The 18,362-nt window shown below is 68.7% G+C and carries 12 protein-coding genes; 5 read left to right on the top strand and 7 right to left on the bottom strand.

The window, feature by feature from the left end; translation table 11 throughout:
• Nucleotides 1-97: 97 nt before the first annotated feature.
• The 3 genes from OCQ_RS25395 (at nucleotide 98) to OCQ_RS25405 (ending at nucleotide 3,659) form a co-directional block, all read left to right on the top strand.
• The gene (locus OCQ_RS25395) at nucleotides 98-1,858 is read left to right on the top strand and encodes an N-acyl-D-amino-acid deacylase family protein (RefSeq protein ID WP_014386128.1); all 1,761 of its coding nucleotides are present in this window, start codon (nucleotides 98-100) and stop codon (nucleotides 1,856-1,858) included.
• Between the two features lie 12 nt (nucleotides 1,859-1,870).
• Nucleotides 1,871-3,214, top strand: a complete 1,344-nt coding sequence (locus OCQ_RS25400; protein ID WP_008262426.1) for an aromatic ring-hydroxylating oxygenase subunit alpha — start codon at nucleotides 1,871-1,873, stop codon at nucleotides 3,212-3,214.
• 184 nt (nucleotides 3,215-3,398) lie between these two features.
• Nucleotides 3,399-3,659, top strand: coding sequence for a hypothetical protein (locus tag OCQ_RS25405; RefSeq protein WP_014381536.1), 261 nt, complete (start codon nucleotides 3,399-3,401; stop codon nucleotides 3,657-3,659).
• A 4-nt stretch (nucleotides 3,660-3,663) separates the two neighbouring features.
• Here the strand turns inward: OCQ_RS25405 and OCQ_RS25410 are convergent, their stop codons facing one another.
• Complete coding sequence (locus tag OCQ_RS25410; protein WP_008262428.1) at nucleotides 3,664-4,320, bottom strand: response regulator; 657 nt, start codon at nucleotides 4,318-4,320, stop codon at nucleotides 3,664-3,666.
• Entirely contained in the window at nucleotides 4,317-5,534 is a 1,218-nt protein-coding gene (locus OCQ_RS25415; protein WP_008262429.1) for a sensor histidine kinase, read from the bottom strand. Before OCQ_RS25415 ends, OCQ_RS25410 begins: the two co-directional genes overlap by 4 nt.
• A 133-nt stretch (nucleotides 5,535-5,667) precedes the next feature.
• Here OCQ_RS25415 and OCQ_RS25420 point away from each other — a divergent pair, with 133 nt between their 5' ends.
• Together OCQ_RS25420 and OCQ_RS25425 are read left to right on the top strand one after the other, a co-directional pair.
• Nucleotides 5,668-6,048 carry a hypothetical protein gene (locus OCQ_RS25420; RefSeq protein WP_008262430.1) on the top strand — a complete coding sequence of 127 codons (381 nt, stop codon included), beginning with the start codon at nucleotides 5,668-5,670 and terminating at the stop codon, nucleotides 6,046-6,048.
• Entirely contained in the window at nucleotides 6,041-8,896 is a 2,856-nt protein-coding gene (locus OCQ_RS25425) for an MMPL/RND family transporter (RefSeq protein ID WP_014386129.1), read from the top strand. Before OCQ_RS25420 ends, OCQ_RS25425 begins: the two co-directional genes overlap by 8 nt.
• Here OCQ_RS25425 and OCQ_RS25430 read toward each other — a convergent pair.
• The 5 genes from OCQ_RS25430 to OCQ_RS27175 all read right to left on the bottom strand — a co-directional run bounded on the left by OCQ_RS25430 (nucleotide 8,877) and on the right by OCQ_RS27175 (nucleotide 17,701).
• Nucleotides 8,877-13,091 carry a type VII secretion protein EccC gene (locus tag OCQ_RS25430; RefSeq protein WP_014386130.1) on the bottom strand — a complete coding sequence of 1,405 codons (4,215 nt, stop codon included), beginning with the start codon at nucleotides 13,089-13,091 and terminating at the stop codon, nucleotides 8,877-8,879. The genes OCQ_RS25425 and OCQ_RS25430 overlap by 20 nt on opposite strands.
• Before the next feature lie 3 nt (nucleotides 13,092-13,094).
• Entirely contained in the window at nucleotides 13,095-14,582 is a 1,488-nt protein-coding gene (eccB, locus tag OCQ_RS25435; RefSeq protein ID WP_014381539.1) for a type VII secretion protein EccB, read from the bottom strand.
• Nucleotides 14,583-14,584: 2 nt separating this feature from the next.
• Nucleotides 14,585-15,421, bottom strand: coding sequence for a transglycosylase SLT domain-containing protein (locus OCQ_RS25440; protein ID WP_080588051.1), 837 nt, complete (start codon nucleotides 15,419-15,421; stop codon nucleotides 14,585-14,587).
• Between the two features lie 273 nt (nucleotides 15,422-15,694).
• Nucleotides 15,695-16,471 carry a hypothetical protein gene (locus tag OCQ_RS25445; RefSeq protein ID WP_014381541.1) on the bottom strand — a complete coding sequence of 259 codons (777 nt, stop codon included), beginning with the start codon at nucleotides 16,469-16,471 and terminating at the stop codon, nucleotides 15,695-15,697.
• A gap of 261 nt (nucleotides 16,472-16,732) precedes the next feature.
• Nucleotides 16,733-17,701, bottom strand: coding sequence for a DUF5631 domain-containing protein (locus tag OCQ_RS27175; RefSeq protein WP_014386132.1), 969 nt, complete (start codon nucleotides 17,699-17,701; stop codon nucleotides 16,733-16,735).
• Nucleotides 17,702-18,362: the final 661 nt, after the last annotated feature.

Raw genomic sequence — 18,362 nt, forward strand, 5'->3', positions numbered from 1 at the left:
TTCGCCACGCCACGAGTTACGCTACCTACCGTAGCGAAATGCTGTGCGCCTTCCGCTCAGCCCTCCGAGACAGCCCGCGGCGGCGAAGAGGAGTCTCATGTTCGACCTGAAGATCACCGGTGGAACCATCGTCGACGGCACGGGCGCCGAACGTTACCGCGCCGACGTCGGCGTCAAGGACGGCAAGATCGTCGACGTCGTCCGCCGCTCCGCCGACGGCCCCGAGATGGGCGGGGAGGCGGCCGAAACCATCGACGCCTCAGGGCATGTGGTGGCCCCCGGCTTCGTCGACATCCACACCCACTACGACGGTCAGGTGACCTGGGACGGGCTGCTGGAGCCGTCCAGCGGCCACGGCGTCACGACGATCGTGACCGGCAACTGCGGCGTCGGTTTCGCCCCTGTGCGGCCCGGCACCGAGCAGTGGCTGATCGAACTGATGGAGGGCGTCGAAGACATCCCCGGCACCGCGCTGACCGAGGGCATCACGTGGGGTTGGGAAACCTACCCCGAGTACCTCGACGCGATCGACAAGCACAAGTTCTCCGTCGACGTGGGCAGCCAGGTCGCGCACGGCGCGATCCGCGCCTACGCGATGGGCGAGCGGGGTGCGCGCAACGAGCCCGCGACCCCGGACGACATCGAGGCGATGGGCCGGTTGGTCCGCGAGGCGATCGAGGCCGGCGCGCTCGGCTTCTCGACGTCACGCACGATGGGGCACCGCGCGATGGACGGCGAGCCCGTACCCGGCACGTTCGCCGCCGAGGAAGAACTGTTCGGCCTCGGCCGCGCCATGGCCGCCGGCGGCCAGGCGGTGTTCGAGCTGGCCCCGCAGGGCGCCGCGGGTGAAGACATCATCGGCCCCAAGAAGGAGCTCGATTGGATGCGACGGCTGAGCGGCGAGATCGACCGCCCGGTGTCGTTCGCGCTGATCCAGGTGGACGCCGATCCGAACCTGTGGCGCGAGATGCTGGACCTGTCCGCGGACGCACACGCCGCGGGCGCGCGCCTGTATCCGCAGATCGCGGCGCGCCCGTTCGGCATGATGATCGGTTTCCAGGGCCACCACGGCTTCAGCCACCGGCCCACGTACCGCCGGTTGAAGGCCGAGTGCAGCCGCGAGGAGCTCGCACGGCGGCTCGCCGATCCCGCGGTGAAGGCGGCGATCCTGTCCGAGGACGACCTGCCGGTGGACCCGACCCTGTTGTTCGACGGGATGTTCGCTTTGGTGCAGCACTCGCTGGGGCGGCTCTACTCGCTGGGTAACCCGCCCGACTACGAGCCCACCCCGGACCGCACCGTCGCCGCGATCGCCCAGGCCCGCGGTGAGGACCCGCTGTCCACGCTGTACGACCTCATGCTCGAGTCCGACGCGACCAACATGCTGATGCTGCCGCTGTTCAACTACGCCGACGGAAACTGCGACGCGATCCGCGAGATGATGCTGCACCCCGCCGGCGTGCTCGGGCTGTCCGACGGCGGCGCGCACTGCGGGATGATCTGCGACGCTTCCTATCCGACGTTCCTGCTGACGCACTGGGCGCGGGACCGTAAGCGGGGCGAGAAATTGTCGCTGGAATACGTGATCCGCAAACAGTCCCGTGACACCGCGCATCTGTTCGGCCTCACCGACCGCGGCACCATCGAACCCGGCAAGAAGGCCGACATCAACGTCATCGACATGGACGCGCTGAGGCTGCACCCGGCGGCGATGGCGTTCGACCTGCCGGCCGGGGGAAACCGGATCCTGCAGGGCGCCAGCGGTTATGCGGCGACCATCGTCAGCGGGACCGTCACCCGCCGCAAGGACGTCGACACCGGGGCCCGCCCCGGACGCCTGGTTCGCGGAGCCCGCTGAGAGCTCCGAACCATGGCAACGGCCGCCCGCAACCCGACGCGCACCCGCTCGCACGTCCAGGAGGATGCGATCGGCGCGCCGCCGGAGAACCCGACGCTGGTGCCGGCCGAGCGGTACTACTCCCCGGCCTTCGCCGCACTCGAGGTGGAGCGGATGTGGCCGAGGGTGTGGCAGCTCGCGTGCATGGTCGACCACATCGCGGCGCCCGGTGACTATTTCGAGTACCGCTGCGGGCCGTACGGGGTGCTGATCGTCCGCGACGACGACGGGGAGATCCGCGCGTTCCAGAACGTGTGCCGGCATCGCGGCAATTCGTTGTGCACGGGCTCGGGTTCGGGCCTGCGCGAACTCAAGTGCGGCTATCACGGGTGGACCTGGGACCTGGCCGGCGCGCTGAAACGGGTGCCGAACCGCAAGGGCTTCGGCTCGCTGCGCATGTCCGACTTTCCGCTGATACCGGCCCGGGTAGAGACGTGGGCGGGACTCGTCTTCGTCAACCTCGACCTCGACGCGATGCCCCTGATCGAATACCTGGAGGCGGTGCCCGACGACATCGCCTGGTGCCGGCTGGAGGACTTCCGCTGCTACGCCACGCTCACGGTCGACGTCGACGCCAATTGGAAGACGATCGCGGACGGCTACAGCGAGACCTACCACATCCAGACCCTGCATCCCGAGCTACTGCGTTGCGTCGACGACATCCATGCGCCGCAACGGATTTGGGGCCATACCGGAAAGTCGGATCAGCCCTACGGCGTGCCGAGCCCTCGCCTGGGCGGCGCGCTGACCGACGAAGAGGTGTGGGACGCCTACGTCTACACGCAGGGAGCGCTGATGGGCGCGGCCGAGGGCACGCCCTTTCCCGCCGACGAACGCCGGCCCGGGCAGACGGTGGCCGAACTGATCGCCGAGCGAACCCGGGCCTTCGCCGCGGGCCGCGGCGTCGATCTCAACTGGGCCGACACCGACCGAATGACCCGATTGCACCAGTACAACGTGTTCCCCAACATGACCCTGTTAGCCAACGCCGACCACCTGACCGTCATGTGTTCGCGCCCGGGCGCCGACCCCGATAAGGGCGAGCTGGTGATGTTCTTGACGACCCGGATGCCGCCGGGCGCGCCGCGCGCCAAGCCGGCCGATGTGCGCATGGCCGCCGACGCGGCCGAGCCGGGCGTCGTGCTCACCCAGGACATCGCGGTGCTCCCCGGCCTGCAGCGCGGCATGCACCAACCCGGCTTCACTCACTTGGTGTTGTCCAGCGAGGAACGCCGCGTGATCAACATGCACCGCAACCTGGAGCGCTACCTCGACCTGCCGGCCGCCCAGCAAATGAGCGGCGGCGCGGCGAAATGATCTGTCGCAACATAGTTCGTGTACACAGGGCGAAAGTGCCCTCGAGCGATTTAGAATCCCGCTTGTGATGACCCCGTCTTACCCCTGGGGGGACGATCGAGGGCAACTTGCGCGGCAGCTACGGCTGCCGTATCACACACTCCGCCGCAGGCGGGAGCGACGCCTGTGCCACCGTTTCGCGCGGGTGGGCGTCCGCACGGCGCCGGAGCGGTTGCGGGCAATGCTGGAGGGCGCGCCGCTGGCCGCTCACGAAATGATCAACCTGAATTTTGCGTTGATCGCGATCCGGCTCGACCGCGAGTCTCGCGCCGCCAGGTACAAGCGGCTCCGGCAACGCGGCGCCCGATCGCTGATGTTCGCGGGCCTGGTCATGGTGGTGCTGAACTTCCTGGTGTGCATGGCCTACCTCCTGCTGAACCTCGCGGAGCCGACGGCGCCGCTGTAGCTCCTCAGCGCGGGGCGACGATGCCGTTGTCGTACGCATAGACGATCGCGGCCGCGCGATCGCGCAGGTCGAGCTTGCCGAAGATCCGCCCGATGTGGCTCTTGACGGTGACGCCGGAAATGCAGAGTTTGCCGGCGATTTCGGTATTGGACAGGCCCTGGCCGATCAATGTCAGGACGTCGAGCTCGCGGGTCGTCAGCTCGGCGATCGCCGCGCCGCGCGGGCCGGGAGCCGCCTTGCGGTAGGTGGTGAGCACCCGCGAGGTCACCGCGGGATCCAGGTAACTGTCTCCCCTGGCGACCGCGCGCACCGCGCGGATCAACTCCTCGGCCGAGGAGTCTTTGAGCACGAAACCGGCCGCCCCGGCGCGCAGCGCCCCCGACAGCAGCTCGTCCTCGTTGAAGGTGGTGAGCGCCAGCACCGGCGGCCTGCCGCCCAGCCTGCGGGTCGCCTCGATGCCGTCGACGCGGCGCATCCGCAGATCCATCACGACGACGTCGGGTCGATGCTCGGCCACCGCGGCGGGCACCTCGTCACCGTCGGCGCACTCCGCGACGATGACGAAACCGTCTTTGCGGCGCAGGATTCGGCGCAGACCCGAACGCACCAGGTCTTGGTCGTCCACGAGGAGGACGGTGATCTCGGGCGCCGGGTCGGTCACAGCTTGCACCATCGCGGGCGCCAGGTGGTGTCGCCTTCATGCAGCGGGATCTCGGCGCGCACCGACCACCCGTCCCGGGTCGGGCCGACGTCGAGGGCGCCGCCGAGCAGGTCGGCGCGCTGGCGCATGCCGCGCAAGCCACGCCCCTCCGCCGACTTCGCGGCCAGCACGGCGGCCGGGAGCAGATTGCTGACCGCGAGCCGTGCCGACACCGGCGAAATATCGAGCACCACACTGGCTTTCGACTCCGGCGCGTGCTTGGCGATGTTGGCCAGCGACTCCTGGGTGATGCGGTAGAGCGCGAGGCCCACCGCGGCCGAGACGTGGTCCGTGGGCCCTTCGACGCACAGCGTGACGGCCAGGCCCGCTTGCTGAAAGCCCGCGACGAGCGCCGGGACGTCGTCGATGCCGGGTTCGGGCGTGGTCTGCGCCGTTTTGGTCGGCCAGTTGTCGAGCAGGCCGACGGTGCGGCGGATGTCGGCCATCGCCTGCCGGCCGAGCTTCTCGGCCTGCTCCAGCGCATCGACCGCGTCATCGACGTCGCGATCCTGCTGCAGCGCGCGGCGCGCGCCGGTCACGTGCAACAGGGTGATGCTGAGCGAATGCGCGATGACGTCGTGCACTTCGCGCGCGATGCGGCGGCGTTCGTCGGCGGCGGCGTGCTCGGCCAACAAGTTCTGCGCCTCGATTTGTTCGGCCAGCAGCAACCGCTGGGCGCGCATCACGTAGCCGAGTAGCCAGCCCACCGCGATGAAACCCAGGTACAACGCGATCGCGTCGAGGCGGTGCAGCGCGGACGCCGTGAGCAACAGCGCGGCCGCCGACACGGCCGCCAGCAAGCCGGCCAGAACCGAGGCCAACGTCGCGACGACCAAGACCATCAGGATTAACAACGCCGGTGCGAAATCGGCCTGTATGGGCGTCGACGTGCCGAACAGCGTCAGCGCGGTGGCCGCCGACCAGGTCGCCCACAACGGCCCCGGCGTGATCTTCATGTTGAAAACGAAGAACGCCAGCTCGGTTGACAGGGCCAGGGCGAACGCGGACAGCGACACGGGCAGGTCGGCCGCGGGCCGCTGCAGCGTCCCGATCACGCCGCCCAGCACGAGGCTGACATCGACGGCGATCAGCGACGTCCACGTGATGCCGACGGGAAGCAGCTCGCTGCGTCGGCGAAGCTGCTCCCGCAGGTGATCGGCTGCGGCGCGCAACATCGTCCAATCCTAGAAGAGCTGGGCGCCCCGCCACATCCTGCTGGGGTCGGCGCCGGTCTCCGCCCGTGGTAGGAGACAAAGACTGCACTTCGGCACGACGCGCAGCCAAGGCCCGCATTCCTAACGTCGAGTCATGACATGGACACTGCTGCACGACCGCATGGCCTTCATGGCCGAAGTGATCAAGGCCGCCGACACGGACCCGCAGGCGGCACTTGCGTTGATCGACAACTCATCCGAGGTGCCCGAGCTGTTCGGCGACGAGGAAGGCCTGATGCTCTCGCTCGGCCAGCGCTGGATCACCATGCTGGTGGCCAAGCTGGACCAGGCGGCCTACGAGGGCGCATCGGCCGAACAGGTGCGGGCCGATCTCGAAGCCGCCGAGCCCGGCCTGCACGCGCTGGTGAAGATCGGCTCGCGCCGGTCGCTGCGGGTGCGGTCGCTGTCTCGCGGCGAACACGTGGCGGTGGGCCTCTTCGGCGGCCCGACGGGCGATCGGCAGACCGTTGCATGACCGCACCGGATTGCTTGCGCGACTGACCGGTCGGTACGCGGTTCTGGTCGTCGGTCTATGGGTGCTGGCGGCCGCCGCCGCCAATCTGGCGGTCCCCCAACTGGAGCGAGTCGTCGACTCCCACGCGCGCTCCTTCATGCCGCCCGAGGCACCGAGCGCGGTGGCCGCCGCCCGGGCGGCCCAGCTGTTCAACCAGACGCCCAGCAACAACTTCGTTTACGTTGTGCTGGAACGCGATCAGCGGCTGGCCCCGGGCGACCGCCAGTTCTATGATGCGCTGACGACGAAGCTGGGTTCCGATCACCGTCACGTGTATGCGGTGACCGATCTCTGGTCGCAACCCGCGACGGCCGCCGGCGCGCAGAGCTCCGACGGTCAAGCCGTCAGCGTGATGGTGCGGCTCGCAGGAATGCTCGGCACCTCCCAGGCACGCGACTCGGTGGATTCCGTGCGCGCCGCCATCCAGACCCTGTCGCCGCCGGCCGGCCTCGAAGTCCATGTCACGGGTCCCGGCGCCACGATCGTCGACGAGTTCTCCGCGATCGACCGGCAGATGCTCGGAATCACCGCAGCCACAATCGGTCTCATCCTGCTGCTGTTGCTGATGGTGTACCGCTCGCCGGTAGCCGCCGCGATTCCGCTGATCTCGGTCGGGCTGGCGCTGGCGCTGGCCCGCGCGATCGCCGCCGCGCTGGGCCGGGCCAATGTCGTTGAGGTGTCGCTGTTTTCGGTGGCGCTCATGGCGGCGATGACGTTGGGCGCCGGCACCGATTACGCGATCTTCCTGGTCGGGCGCTATCACGAAGGCCGCCGCCACGGCATCCCGCCGGAGCGGGCGCTGACGCAGGCCTACCGTTCCGTCGCGCCCGTCGTGATCGGATCGGCGCTGACCGTGTCGGTGGCGCTGGCATGCCTGGTGTTCGCTCATGTGGGCGCTTTCCGCAGCGCCGGATTGCCCTGCGCCATCGGGATTCTGGCGACGATGGTGGCCGCGCTGACCCTGACGCCCGCGCTGATGGGTCTGGCCGTGCGACGCGGGTATCTCGAACCGCGCCCATCGAGAACGGCGCGGCGCTGGCGCCGGGTCGGCACCGCCGTGGCCCGCTGGCCCGGGCCGATTCTGGTTGCCGCGCTGGGATTGACCCTGCTGGCCGCGCTGCCGCTGGCCGGGATGCGCGTCGGCTTCAACGAGCCCGCGGCCACGCCGTCGTCCACCGACTCCAACCGCGGCTATGCCAGCGCCGACCGGCATTTTTCGGCGAACGCGCTGTTGCCGGACGTCATCGCGATCCAGGCGGATCACGACCTGCGCAACCCGGCCGGTTTGATCGCGATCGAGCGGGTCACCCGCCACATCATGGCCGTACCGGGTGTGCGCGCGGTCCAGTCCGCGAGCCGCCCCGACGGCAAGGTGCCCGAACAGGCCACGCTCAGCTATCAGGCGGGCGTGCTGGGCCGTCAGTTCGGCGACACCATGGACTCGCTGACCCGTCGCCTGCAGCGGGTCTCCGAGCTGGACGGCGCGCTGGCGCAGACTCAGGCTGCGGTCGACGGTCTCGGCAATGGGTTGCGCGGAGGCAGTGCGGGGCTGGCCGACATGTCGGGGGCCGCCGAAGACATGCGCGCCGGGATGGACGGCTTGCAGCGCAATGTCACGACGGTGTCGGGCTATCTCGACCCGCTGCGCGACATCGTCGGGCGGACCCCCGACTGCGCCGCCAATCCGATCTGCTCGACGGTGGACCGGGTGCTGCAGCCCGTCGACAGCCTGGTGCAGACCTCCGCGCGGCTCGATGCCGGCGCGACGAAACTGACCAGCGGCTCCAGCACGGCCGCCACGGCGATGGCCGGCCTGCCGCAAAGTGTGTCGGCGATGAAAGGGGCTTTGGGGCAGGCACGTTCGGCCACCCATGACCTGCTCGGGCTCACCGACACGCTCGGCCCGCAGATGCGTCAGTTGACCGACTACATGAACGAGATCGCGACGCAATTTCAGGGCAGCGCCGCGGCGGATTTCTACATGCCGCAGCGAGCGCTGACCGATCCGCGCTACACCGCCGTGCTGGGCCATCTGATCTCCGAGAACGGGCGCGCCGCTTACCTTCTCGTCTACGGCGACGGGTCGGAGTGGGGCGCCGACGGCGCCAACCGGGCGGACCAGGTTCGCGCCGCCATCAAGGAGGCCACCAAGGAGGGAACCCTGACGCCGCTGGAGGTCGACCTCGCCGGCGTCGGGCCGGTGACCGCCGATCTGCAGCGCTTCGTCGCCAGTGACACCACCCTGCTGGTCGGCGCCGCGCTGGTGCTCATCTTCTTGATCGTCACCGCGATGCTGCGCAGCCCGGTCGCCGGACTCGTCGTCGTCGGCACCGTCGTGTTGTCCTACGCCTCGGCCGTCGGTGCCAGCGTGCTGATTTGGCAGCACCTGCTTCATCAGGATCTGCATTGGTCCGTCGCCCCGATCGCGTTCATCGCGCTGATCGCCGTCGGCGCGGATTACAACCTGTTGCTCGCCTTGCGCATCAAGCAGGAGGCGGCGGCGGGCCTGCGCACCGGCATCATTCGCGCTTTCGGCGGCACCGGCGGAGTGGTCACGGTCGCGGGCATCGTCTTCGGTCTGACCATGCTGGCCTTGCTGAGCAGCAGCGTGCTCAGCATCGCCCAGACCGGCACGACGATCGCCGTCGGGCTGTTGCTCGACACCCTGGTGGTGCGGGCGTTCGTCGTGCCGTCCATCGTGGCGCTGCTGGGCCGGTGGTTCTGGTGGCCGAGCCGTCCGCCCCGCCGCGCCATGGCCGAGGCGGTGAACACGCCTGAGCCGCAGCTGCTTACTGCGGCGGGGGTGTGAACGTCGACGGCAGCCCGACCAGCACGCCTTCGACGTCGCCGTCGGCGCTCACCAGCAGGCCGCGTCCCGGTGGGAGCGCCTGGGCGCGCACGTTGCGGTTGATCCGGTTCTGCGGGTCGTTGTCCATGTAGAGCTGGGCGACTTTCGCCGAGTTCTGGAACCTGATCCATGGATCCATTTGCAGCGTCGCCCAGTTCGCGCTGTTGCGGGTGGTGAACACGTGCAGGCCGATCTGGCGGGCACGTTCCATCAGCTTCCACAACGCGGCTCCCACCGGCGGTTTGGGCGGGTAACTCTGATCCGGGCGCAGGTCTCCGATGTCGTCGATGAGCACGAAGTGCCGCGGCCCTTCCCACGGCTTGAGCGCGCGCAGCTCCTCCTGGCTCAGACCCTTGGGAGGCAGCCGGGGCAGCAGCACCTGCTGCGCCAAGGCGGTGATCACCTCGTCGATCTCGTCCTGGTCGTACGCGTAGGCCCGCACGTAGCCCGGCCCGTGCAGATCGCGCAGGCCGTGCGGGGCGGTCTTGGGGTCGATCAGGGTCAGCTGCGCTTCCTCGGGGCTGAAGCGATTCATGATCGCCTCGCCAATTGAGACCAGCGACAACGTTTTTCCGCAGCCCTGCCGGCCCAGGATCATCACGCCCGGGCTTTCGCGCAGCTTGATCGGCACCGGCCCGAGTTCGTGGCGCTCTCCGATGGCAAACGAGATCGACAGATGGTCGCCGGTCGGGTGGGCGGCCTCGTATTCCAGGATCGCCTTGAGTTCCACCCGCTGCGGCAGCCGCTGCAGGGTTGCGTGCTTGGTGACGCCGGCGACGTCCGCGATGCGGGCTCCGACGTCCACGATGCTGACCATCGCGCCGGTCGCAGGGTCGGACAGGGCCGGCACGCCGACGCGCAGCTCGTGCAGGCTGTCGGTCAGACCGAAGCCGGGGCGGTTCAGTGTCCGGCGGGCCGCGTCGCGCGACTCGAGCGACGAGTGCCCCATCTGGCTTTCGCTCGGATCTGCCAAGCGCAATTGGATTCGCGCCGTGGCGTTTTGCAGCAGGCTTTGCCGTTGCCCGTGAATCCAGCCGCCGGCGCTGCACATGACGTGCACCCCGTACTCGGGACCCCGGCTGCTCAACGAGATGATGCGGTCACCCAGAACGGTGTCCTTCGAATACAGATCGTCGTAGTCGTCCACCACCACGAAGACATCGCCGAACGGGTCGTTCGCGTCGGTGCCGCCCAGCCCGTCGCTGCCGGGCGCGAACCGGCGCTCGCGGAACCCGTCGAGGTCGATCTTGAGCCGCCGGAACGAGTCTTCGCGGGCATCGATCAGCGCGTCCATGCTGCTCAAAATGCGTTCGATGCCCTCGGCGTCCTTCGGCGACACGATGTCGGTGACGTGCGGCAACGACGCGGCCTGCGCGAGGGTCGCCCCGCCGATGCAGAAGAACGTGACGCGGGCCGGGCTGTACATCGTTGCCGCCGAACACATCAGCGTCATCAAGGTGGTCGTCTTGCCGCGCTGCTTGGCCCCGACCACGATCACGTTGCTGCGCAGCGCGTCGACCGCGTGCACCACCTGCTTGGACTCTTCGGGGATGTCCATGACACCCACCGGGAACATCAGGCCCGGGTTTTGCCCGTAGTCGACGTGCCAGGGCTTGCCCCGGTAACCCGCGACCAGAACGTCGATCGGCTCCGGATCCTCCAGGGGCTCCAGCCACGGCCGGCGCGGCGAGCGGTGCGGCACGTTGTGCAACGACTCCCGCAGCACGTCCACGATCTTCTTCCGCTTGAAACCGTCGTCGTAGTACAGGAATTCGTCGGGCTCGGCGTCCACGGCGGCGGCGGCTTCCAACGCCGTGGCGTCCGCGGCGTCCAACGGCTGGAACTGCCAGTTGTACAGGCGGGGCTTGGTCAGCGTCATGTCGACCGTCTCGGCGACTTCCTTGGTCTTCGGCACCACGAACGGGGCGGAGAGGTAGAAGCAGCGGAACGGCTCCAGATCGCGCGGCCCCACCTTCAGCAGGCCGAAGCCGTTCTCCTTCGACGGCAGGTGGTAGGCGGCGTCCGAGCCGATCACCTCGCGGCTGTCGTCGCCGGACTCGGCGCGCAGCGCGATGCGGAAGGCGATGTTGGACTTGACCTTTTGCAGCGAGGACAGGTCCAGGCGCTGGCCGCCCAGCATGAAGAACACGTTGGCGCCGCGGCCTTCCTGACCGATGTGGATGATGAGGTTGATCCACTTCTCGTGGTTGGCGAACAGCTCCAGGTACTCGTCGACGATGACGAGCAGCACCGGTACCGGGGGCAGGTCGCGCCCGGCGAGGCGGATCTCCTCGTAGTCGTTCGCGTCGCGGGCGCCCACCGAGGTGAAAAGCTCGTAGCGCTGTTTGATCTCACCATCGATGACCCGGCGCATCCGCTCGGCCAGGTGGCGCTCGTCCTTGCCGAGGTTGGACAGCGCGGCCACCACGTGGGGGATGCCCAGGATGTCCTGGGCCGCCGACTCGAACTTCATGTCGACGAAGATGACGTTGAACGTCTCCGGGGAGTGGGTCAGCGCGATGCCGTAAACCAGCGACAAGAAGAACTCCGACTTGCCCGACCCGCTGGTGCCGATCACCACCGAGTGGAAACCGAAGCCGCCGAAGTCCTTGGCGCGGATGGTGATGTTCTGCAGCTCGCCGTTGGGTTTGGCCCCGACCGGGACCTCGCACCAGCGCTCGTCGCCGCGGCCGCGCCGCTCGGCCCATAGCCGGTCGACGTCCAGGTCGCGCGGGTCGCTGATCCCCAGGGCGCGCAGCAATTCGGTTGCGCCGCTGACGGAATCGGCGATCTCGCTGCGGCTGGTCGGTGACCAGCGGGCCATCGCGCGCGCGTAGCGGTAGGCGCGGTGCACCGAAAGCTGGTCGGCGTGCGCGAAGAACTTGTTGCGCACGCGCAGCAGGGGCGCGGGGCGGCCGTCTTCCCCGTCGGAGTCCGATCCGTTCCGGAGCAGGGCCACTTCGCCGTTGACCGAGCCGTTGGGTGAGCTGTGACGCTCGCTGAGCTCGAACACCTGGTCGGTGGCGAAGCCCACGCCGGTGCCGACGCGTGAGGCGATGCGCAGCAGGGTGATTCCCGCCTTGCCGACCTGGCCGACGACGCTCTCCCAGGCGTCGGGACTGCCGGTGTTGTCGTCGACGATCACCAGGTGCGGTCCCAAATCGACGGTGTCCGTGGCGGTTTCCAGGGCCGAGCCCATGGCGGTGGGGCTGGCCGCGGCCAGCGGAGTCCAGGCGCCGCGCTTGCCCTTCATGTGCAGCTCGGCGCCCAGGGTCTCTTCGAGTTCCTCCGGCGTGGCGAAGACCAGGCGCCGAAAACCGCACGCGTCGAACAGTTCGTCGTGCAGGTTGTGCGGCAGCCACACGATCCACGACCACACCTCGGGGTTGCGGGTCACCACCATCAGCTTGACGTCGCGCGGGTTGTGAAACACCGCCAGCGAGCACAATACGGAGCGCATCAGTGACCGCAGCCGGTCCAGGTCCTCGCCCACGAAGCTGAATCCGGGCGCCGACCGCAGGTTCACCACCTTGGCGATGTCGCGAATCTTGCGCTGCTCCAAAATGAAATCGCGCAGCGCCTGCCCGGTGACGGGTTCGAGCTCCTCGTCGGACGCGATGTCGGGCCAGGTCACCGACAGCACCGAGTCAGGGGCGTGCTGGACCCCTGTGCCGAGCCGTACCTCCAGGAAGTCCGCGTCGGCGCGGCCGCGTTCCCACATGCGTGGGCCGCCGATGATGGCGCCTAGGCCGCGTGGGTCGGAGTGCACGGAGTTCTGCCACTCGCGTTGCGCGCACACGGCGGTCTGGATTTCGTCGCGGTTGCTGTCGAGGTCGCGAAGGTAGCGTCGGCGGCCCTTTTCCATTTCGCCCCAGGTGATCTTGCGGGCTCGGCCGAAGCGTCCGGAGAACGCCAGCATGCTGAAGGCGCCGATGCCCATCAGTGGGAAGAAGCCGGTGGTCAGGCTGCGGACGCCGGAGACATAGAGCATGACGATGGTGCCGATGAGCGCGACGATCAGCGCCGGCACACCGATCATCACCCAGATGTTGCGGGGCTCGCGTTCCGGCAGCGCGATGGGCGCGCTGGGGGCCACCCGAACCGGTTTCGGCGGCTCGATCTTGACGCGGTTGATGGGGAACGCTTTCTTGGACATTCTCTAGCCTCCCGGCTTCGCCGATGTCGTCACCACAGCCACCTTGCCCAGCGCCGGCACAGTGTCGCGCGCCAAAAGCGCTGCCTCCCGAGACAGCGCGGGACCCGCAGCGAAAGTCCGCAGCAGCGGCCAGGGCGCCTGGACCGCCGAGCCCGGATCAAGCCCGAGGGCCCGCAGCGTGGTCTCGTCGTTCGCGATCCCGAACCGAACCCCGTTGTCGGACACCCAGAACAGCGATTCACGCGAGTCCGAGGTGACCACGCCGCTGGTCGATGTCACGAAGTTCGCCGCGCCCGGCAACACCAGCACCTGGTTGGCGACCACCGATGCCGGGTCGTTGTCGTCACGCACCAAATGGACGATGCGGTTGTCCAGGTAGGACGGTGTCGGCAGGCCGCGCCCGTTATAGACCACGACGCGCGCCCGCGGATCCGTCGACGCCTTCTCCCAGCCGACGCAGGTGGTCGGATCGGCCGCCGTGTCAATGAAATTCAGGCGCTTGGTCGGGTAGTAGTCGACGGCCAGCGACGTCACCTCGGGGATGTTGACCAGCACGTCGGGGGTCACCACGCGCGGCGCCGTCGACCCGTAGGAGTTGGCGCTGCGCAACAGGTCGGCCACGAAGCTGGTGATCTTTTGCACGCCCTCGGGCAGCAGGACGTAGAACTGCTTGCCGCCGCTGGCGGTTTGGGCCTGCAGCACCGCGCCCACCTGTGATCCCGAGACCCATGTCGACGGGGTCCCCGCCAGGGGCACTTGCGGGACGCCGAGCGGCTCGGTCGCCGGCAGCGCGTCATACAGGGCCCGCGAAATCTCCACCGGCAGCGTCACTCCCGGGTCGAGCCCCAGGCTCAGCGTGACCGCCCGGTTGACCGGATCGATCTGGGAGCGTTTGCCGCCCCAGATGACAAAGGTGTTGCCCTCGAACGTGACCAGCAGCCCGGCGTCGTCGCGCAGCGGAGTGGCGCGGTCGTAGGCGTCGAGCTGGCCGGCGATCGAGGTCACCACGGGCCTTTCCGGGCTGCGCGGGCGTCCGGCGGTGTCGCACACCGCCCAGGCCGAGGTGGCGCCCCGATGGACCGGCATCGCCGCCGGCGCGCCGGGGATACCGACCAGTGGCCCGGTCGGATACTTCGCTATCTCAGCGGGTTTCACCCACGTCGGCTGGTTTGCCGTTCCCGTCGCCAGCCGCGCGGAGGTCAAATTCAGTGCCGGGTAGAGCCGGCCGTCGATCTTGGCGTAGAGTGCCCCGGAGTCGCGGTCGCCGATGATCGCCGAATCACCCACGATGCCAGTGGGTTTCAACACATTCAGCAGAAGCATCCAGCCCGAGGCGATAGCCACGAGGAGTATGGACAGCATCAGCGCGGCCGTCTGCTTGCGGTCGTCGTGTTTCATGCGGACCGAGAACCGGGTGGTCGCCGCCCGCAGCCGCCGGTTGTAGAACAGGTGCCCGGAGTTCTGGTCGCGATTAGACAAACTCAGCGGCATGCTCAGTACCCCTTGGGTGATCGGCGAGGATCGGCCTGCTGAATCCGATCGGCGAGATTCGACGCGTCGACCGCGACCCCGTAGCGGCCCATCGCGTAGTTGATGAACGCGCATGCCTGCGCGACGAGGTTGTGAATGTCGCGCGAGGTCCCCGGCTGGTGGTAGGCCGAGAACGTGGGCGCGATGAATTGAAACGCGCCCTTGCTGGGGGTTCCCCGCGCCGCGTTGGAATCCCAGTTGTTGATCGCGTTTGCGTTGTAGTTGGACTCGCGGCGGGCGACCAGGTCCATCCCGCGTTCCCAGCGGGCACGCGCCGCCGGATCATGAATGCCTTTGATATCCAGCGCTTTACGGATGGCCGCCAAGACCGCCTGGCGCCCGCTCGCGTGATTTCCGTGCATCGACCGCCTTTGCGGGTAGTGCAGGCGTCGCAGTCGGTGCGCGAGCAGCTTTGCGCGCCGTCGTGCTTTGGTGACGTGGCGGTGTTGGGTGCGCAGCCGTGTCGCCGTGCGCGCCATGGCTTCCCGCCGGCCCATCGGCGTATCGGCGGCCGGGGTCACGTCCGATTCGGCGGCTTCGAGCACCGCGCGCGTCGCCGCCCGAGCGCGCTCGTGATCGGCGCGCGCCGCCGCGATGATGTCCCCCACCGTCCGGTCGGCGTGGCTTGAGTGGTTCAGGAGTTTTATCGAGGCGCCCGAGCGTGCGGACGCCGTTTTCGGTAGCGCCGCGGCGTGGCGCGCCATCGCGTGCGTCTGCTCCGCCACGTCACCGATGTGCGGGCTGATCGGGGTGCCCGCGAACAGATTATGGGCGCGGACCAATGCCGCGACCGCTTGCATTCTCAGGGGATCGGTCATCGACGTCCCCGCCCCAAACCACCTGTGCGCCGCCACGGCGCCGCATCCTTGCCGGACACTCGAGCTAGTACTCCCACACCCTCCTGGCCGCGGATTCCGCGGTCGCTGCAGACGTACCTCATAGCATGCACGTATCGACAGTTGTGCTGTCAATAACGGGCAACCCAATATGACTTGGGGCCGGCCGGCCGCGATTACGTAGCGACCCTACTGCCGGACGGACTACCGAACCACTCACCTGTCGGTCGGTTGGGGCTAGTCCTTCGGCTCGTCCTCGGACGGCATGATCACGATCCGGCGGTTGGGCCTGTTGGTGACCACCGTCGGCTTAGCCTCGCCGGATTTGCTGCCCGGGGCGCTCGGCGGGACCGTCAGGCGGCCCTTGACCGGCTGGCCGTTGGGCACGCCCGGGGCGGTCACCCGCTTTTCGACCGGCTTGTCCTTGTTGCCGCCTTCGCCACCGGCGCCCATCGCACCTGGCGGCATCATCGGCATGCCGGTCATTCCCGTCTGTCCGGGCATGGCGGGCATGCCACCGGTTGCCGGCATTATCGGGGCCTTCGCGCCGGCTGGCGTCGTCGGTGGCGACGATGTCGGCACTGGCGGCGGGCCCAGTGAGCTGGCCGGAACCGTGCCGCCACCGCCGAGGCCGGCGCCGCCGCCGGAACCGCCGCCGAGTCCGGCGCCGCCGGATCCGACACTGTCGACCAGGTGCGCGCTGTCGGCGAGGGACGCGGCCCCGTGCGCGCCTTGAACGGCGCTCATCAGCGGCTGGAGCGCGCTCTGGCCGGCCTGCATCGCCTGCTGGGGAAGCTGGGTCATCGGCCCCATGACGCCGCCCATTGCGCCGCCCATGGCGCCGGTCACGCTGGACAGCATTTGCTGGATCATCTGCATCTCTTGCTGCCCGTTTGCCTCGTTGGCCGGGAATTTGGCCGCGGCATCGGCGGCGTGCGCGCGGCGGTCCGCGTCGGCCGCTTCGGCATCGGCGGCATCTTGCGGGACGCCGGCGTTGCCGGCTGCTCCGACCATCCCGTGCCCACCGTCTGCGGGCGAGGCGCCGCCAGGCGGAATTGGGAACGGCGTCGGGATATACGCTGGGGGTCCGCTGCCTAGCCCCAAAGTAGTTGACAAGTCGGATCGGATGGGTCCCCCGGGAGTACCCACAATCTCACCTCCACCCCAATCGGAGAGCGCGCGGACGTTCGAGGCTTATCTAGGCGCTACCGATTACTCGTACCGCCATTTTGGCATAAGACGACGCGAACGGTATTCACCCGAGAATGCGGGCCGCTACGAACCGCTGCGATGGCTGATCGCCTCGAACCAGGCCAGATGGTAATTGGTGAGGTACTCGTGCCCATCGATCAACGCCTCAATCGCCGCTAAAAGCATCCAATCGCCGACCGCCGCTGGATCGTGATTGGGATATGCACTCATGACCGAGTGCTGAATGTCGGCGACGCATTCGTGCAACATCTCGATTTCGCTTTCCAGCACACCCGTCTTTCGCACCGCGGGCGCGGCAACGGCCTGCGCAATCCGCGGCAGTCCGTCGCGACGGCGCACCGCTTCGACCAGGGTGGGTCCGAGTTCGTCGACTTGGGGCGCGGCCGAGCGCGCCGGCCGGTCGCCACTGAGCGCGGGTTCGTCGGAACCCGGTTCTGCGACATAGGTGTTGGCGTGGTGCGCGGCCGCGACCGTGATGGCGCCGAGCAGGTCGACGACGTTGGCGTCATGGCGCCGCGCCGACGGCTCGAGCAGGGATACGTGGGCGGGCAACCGGACGTGGGGCGGAATCCACCCTCCTGCGAGGTCGGTGACGAGCAGCGTGGTGGTGCCGTCGTCGCGGAGCCCCGCTGCCCATGACAGGCGCGGCTCCTGGCGGGCGACCGCATCAACGAGCCGCTGGAGCCGCTGCTGTTCGGCAGCCCTTGCGGATGTCGCGCCGGCGGTCGCGCCCGTTGCCGCGGACGCGGCCGATGCGCTGGCCATCGCTGACGAGCCCGTGCCGGCCTGCGCGGCGGCCGCCCCGGATGCCGTGCGCTCCACCGGCGAGACCAGCGGTCCGCCCGCGGACGGGGACGACGCCGGCGACGGTGCTACCGGCGCGCCCGAGATCGGACCAGCCGGGGCGGACGGCACGGACGGCGGTGCCACGACGGGCGGACGTAGGTCAGAGCCGTAGGCGGGCAACGATCCCGACGGAATGGACGGGCCGCCACCGACCGTCGCTGCGGACGACCACGAACTACCGGTCATGACCGCAGGTGCTACCGAAGTGGCTCCGCCGGTTGTCATTGGCGCGGGCGCCGCGGGGGGCGGCGCGTCCGGAGGTGTCGCCGCGACGAATGCTCCCGCGCTGGGCACGGTCGGAGCAACTGCCGGTACACCCTGGGCAGTTTGGGGCGCCCCGCCATCGAACGCGTTAAAGGCCCCCGCTGAAAACGCTTGCCCCCCAGGGCCTGTCGATTGGCCCGTGGCGAAGCCGGACGTGAAAGATTGAGCTAGGTTGGGCTGAGCGCCTTGGCCGAGGCCGGCTGGTGAGATGGACATACCGCCGCTTTGTACGCCTGGCATCCCTGGCGAGACGGTTCCGCCGCCGCCGGGCATATGCACACCGCCCGACGCTGCTGGCGATGCCGGCAAAGGCCCACGACTATCCATAGCTCCTGGACTAATTACCGCAGAAGACGGCCCATGCGAACCGGCGGAATGAATATTTCCCGCCCCCTCGCGCCCCCCGGGGTTAAATGCTGCCGGCGCCGAGCCTGGCTGTGCATGTAGGGGGCCGCCGGGGCCGTCACTGGTGCCGTGTCCACCGGGGCTGAAGGCGGCTTTACCCAGGTCCTCTTCGGTGATCGGACTCGGTGATGCTGGTTCGTCGAGATTGAAACCGTTTGCACGCGCCCAACTTCGAGCT

This window comes from Mycobacterium paraintracellulare, assembly GCF_000276825.1.
Lineage (GTDB): Bacteria > Actinomycetota > Actinomycetes > Mycobacteriales > Mycobacteriaceae > Mycobacterium > Mycobacterium intracellulare.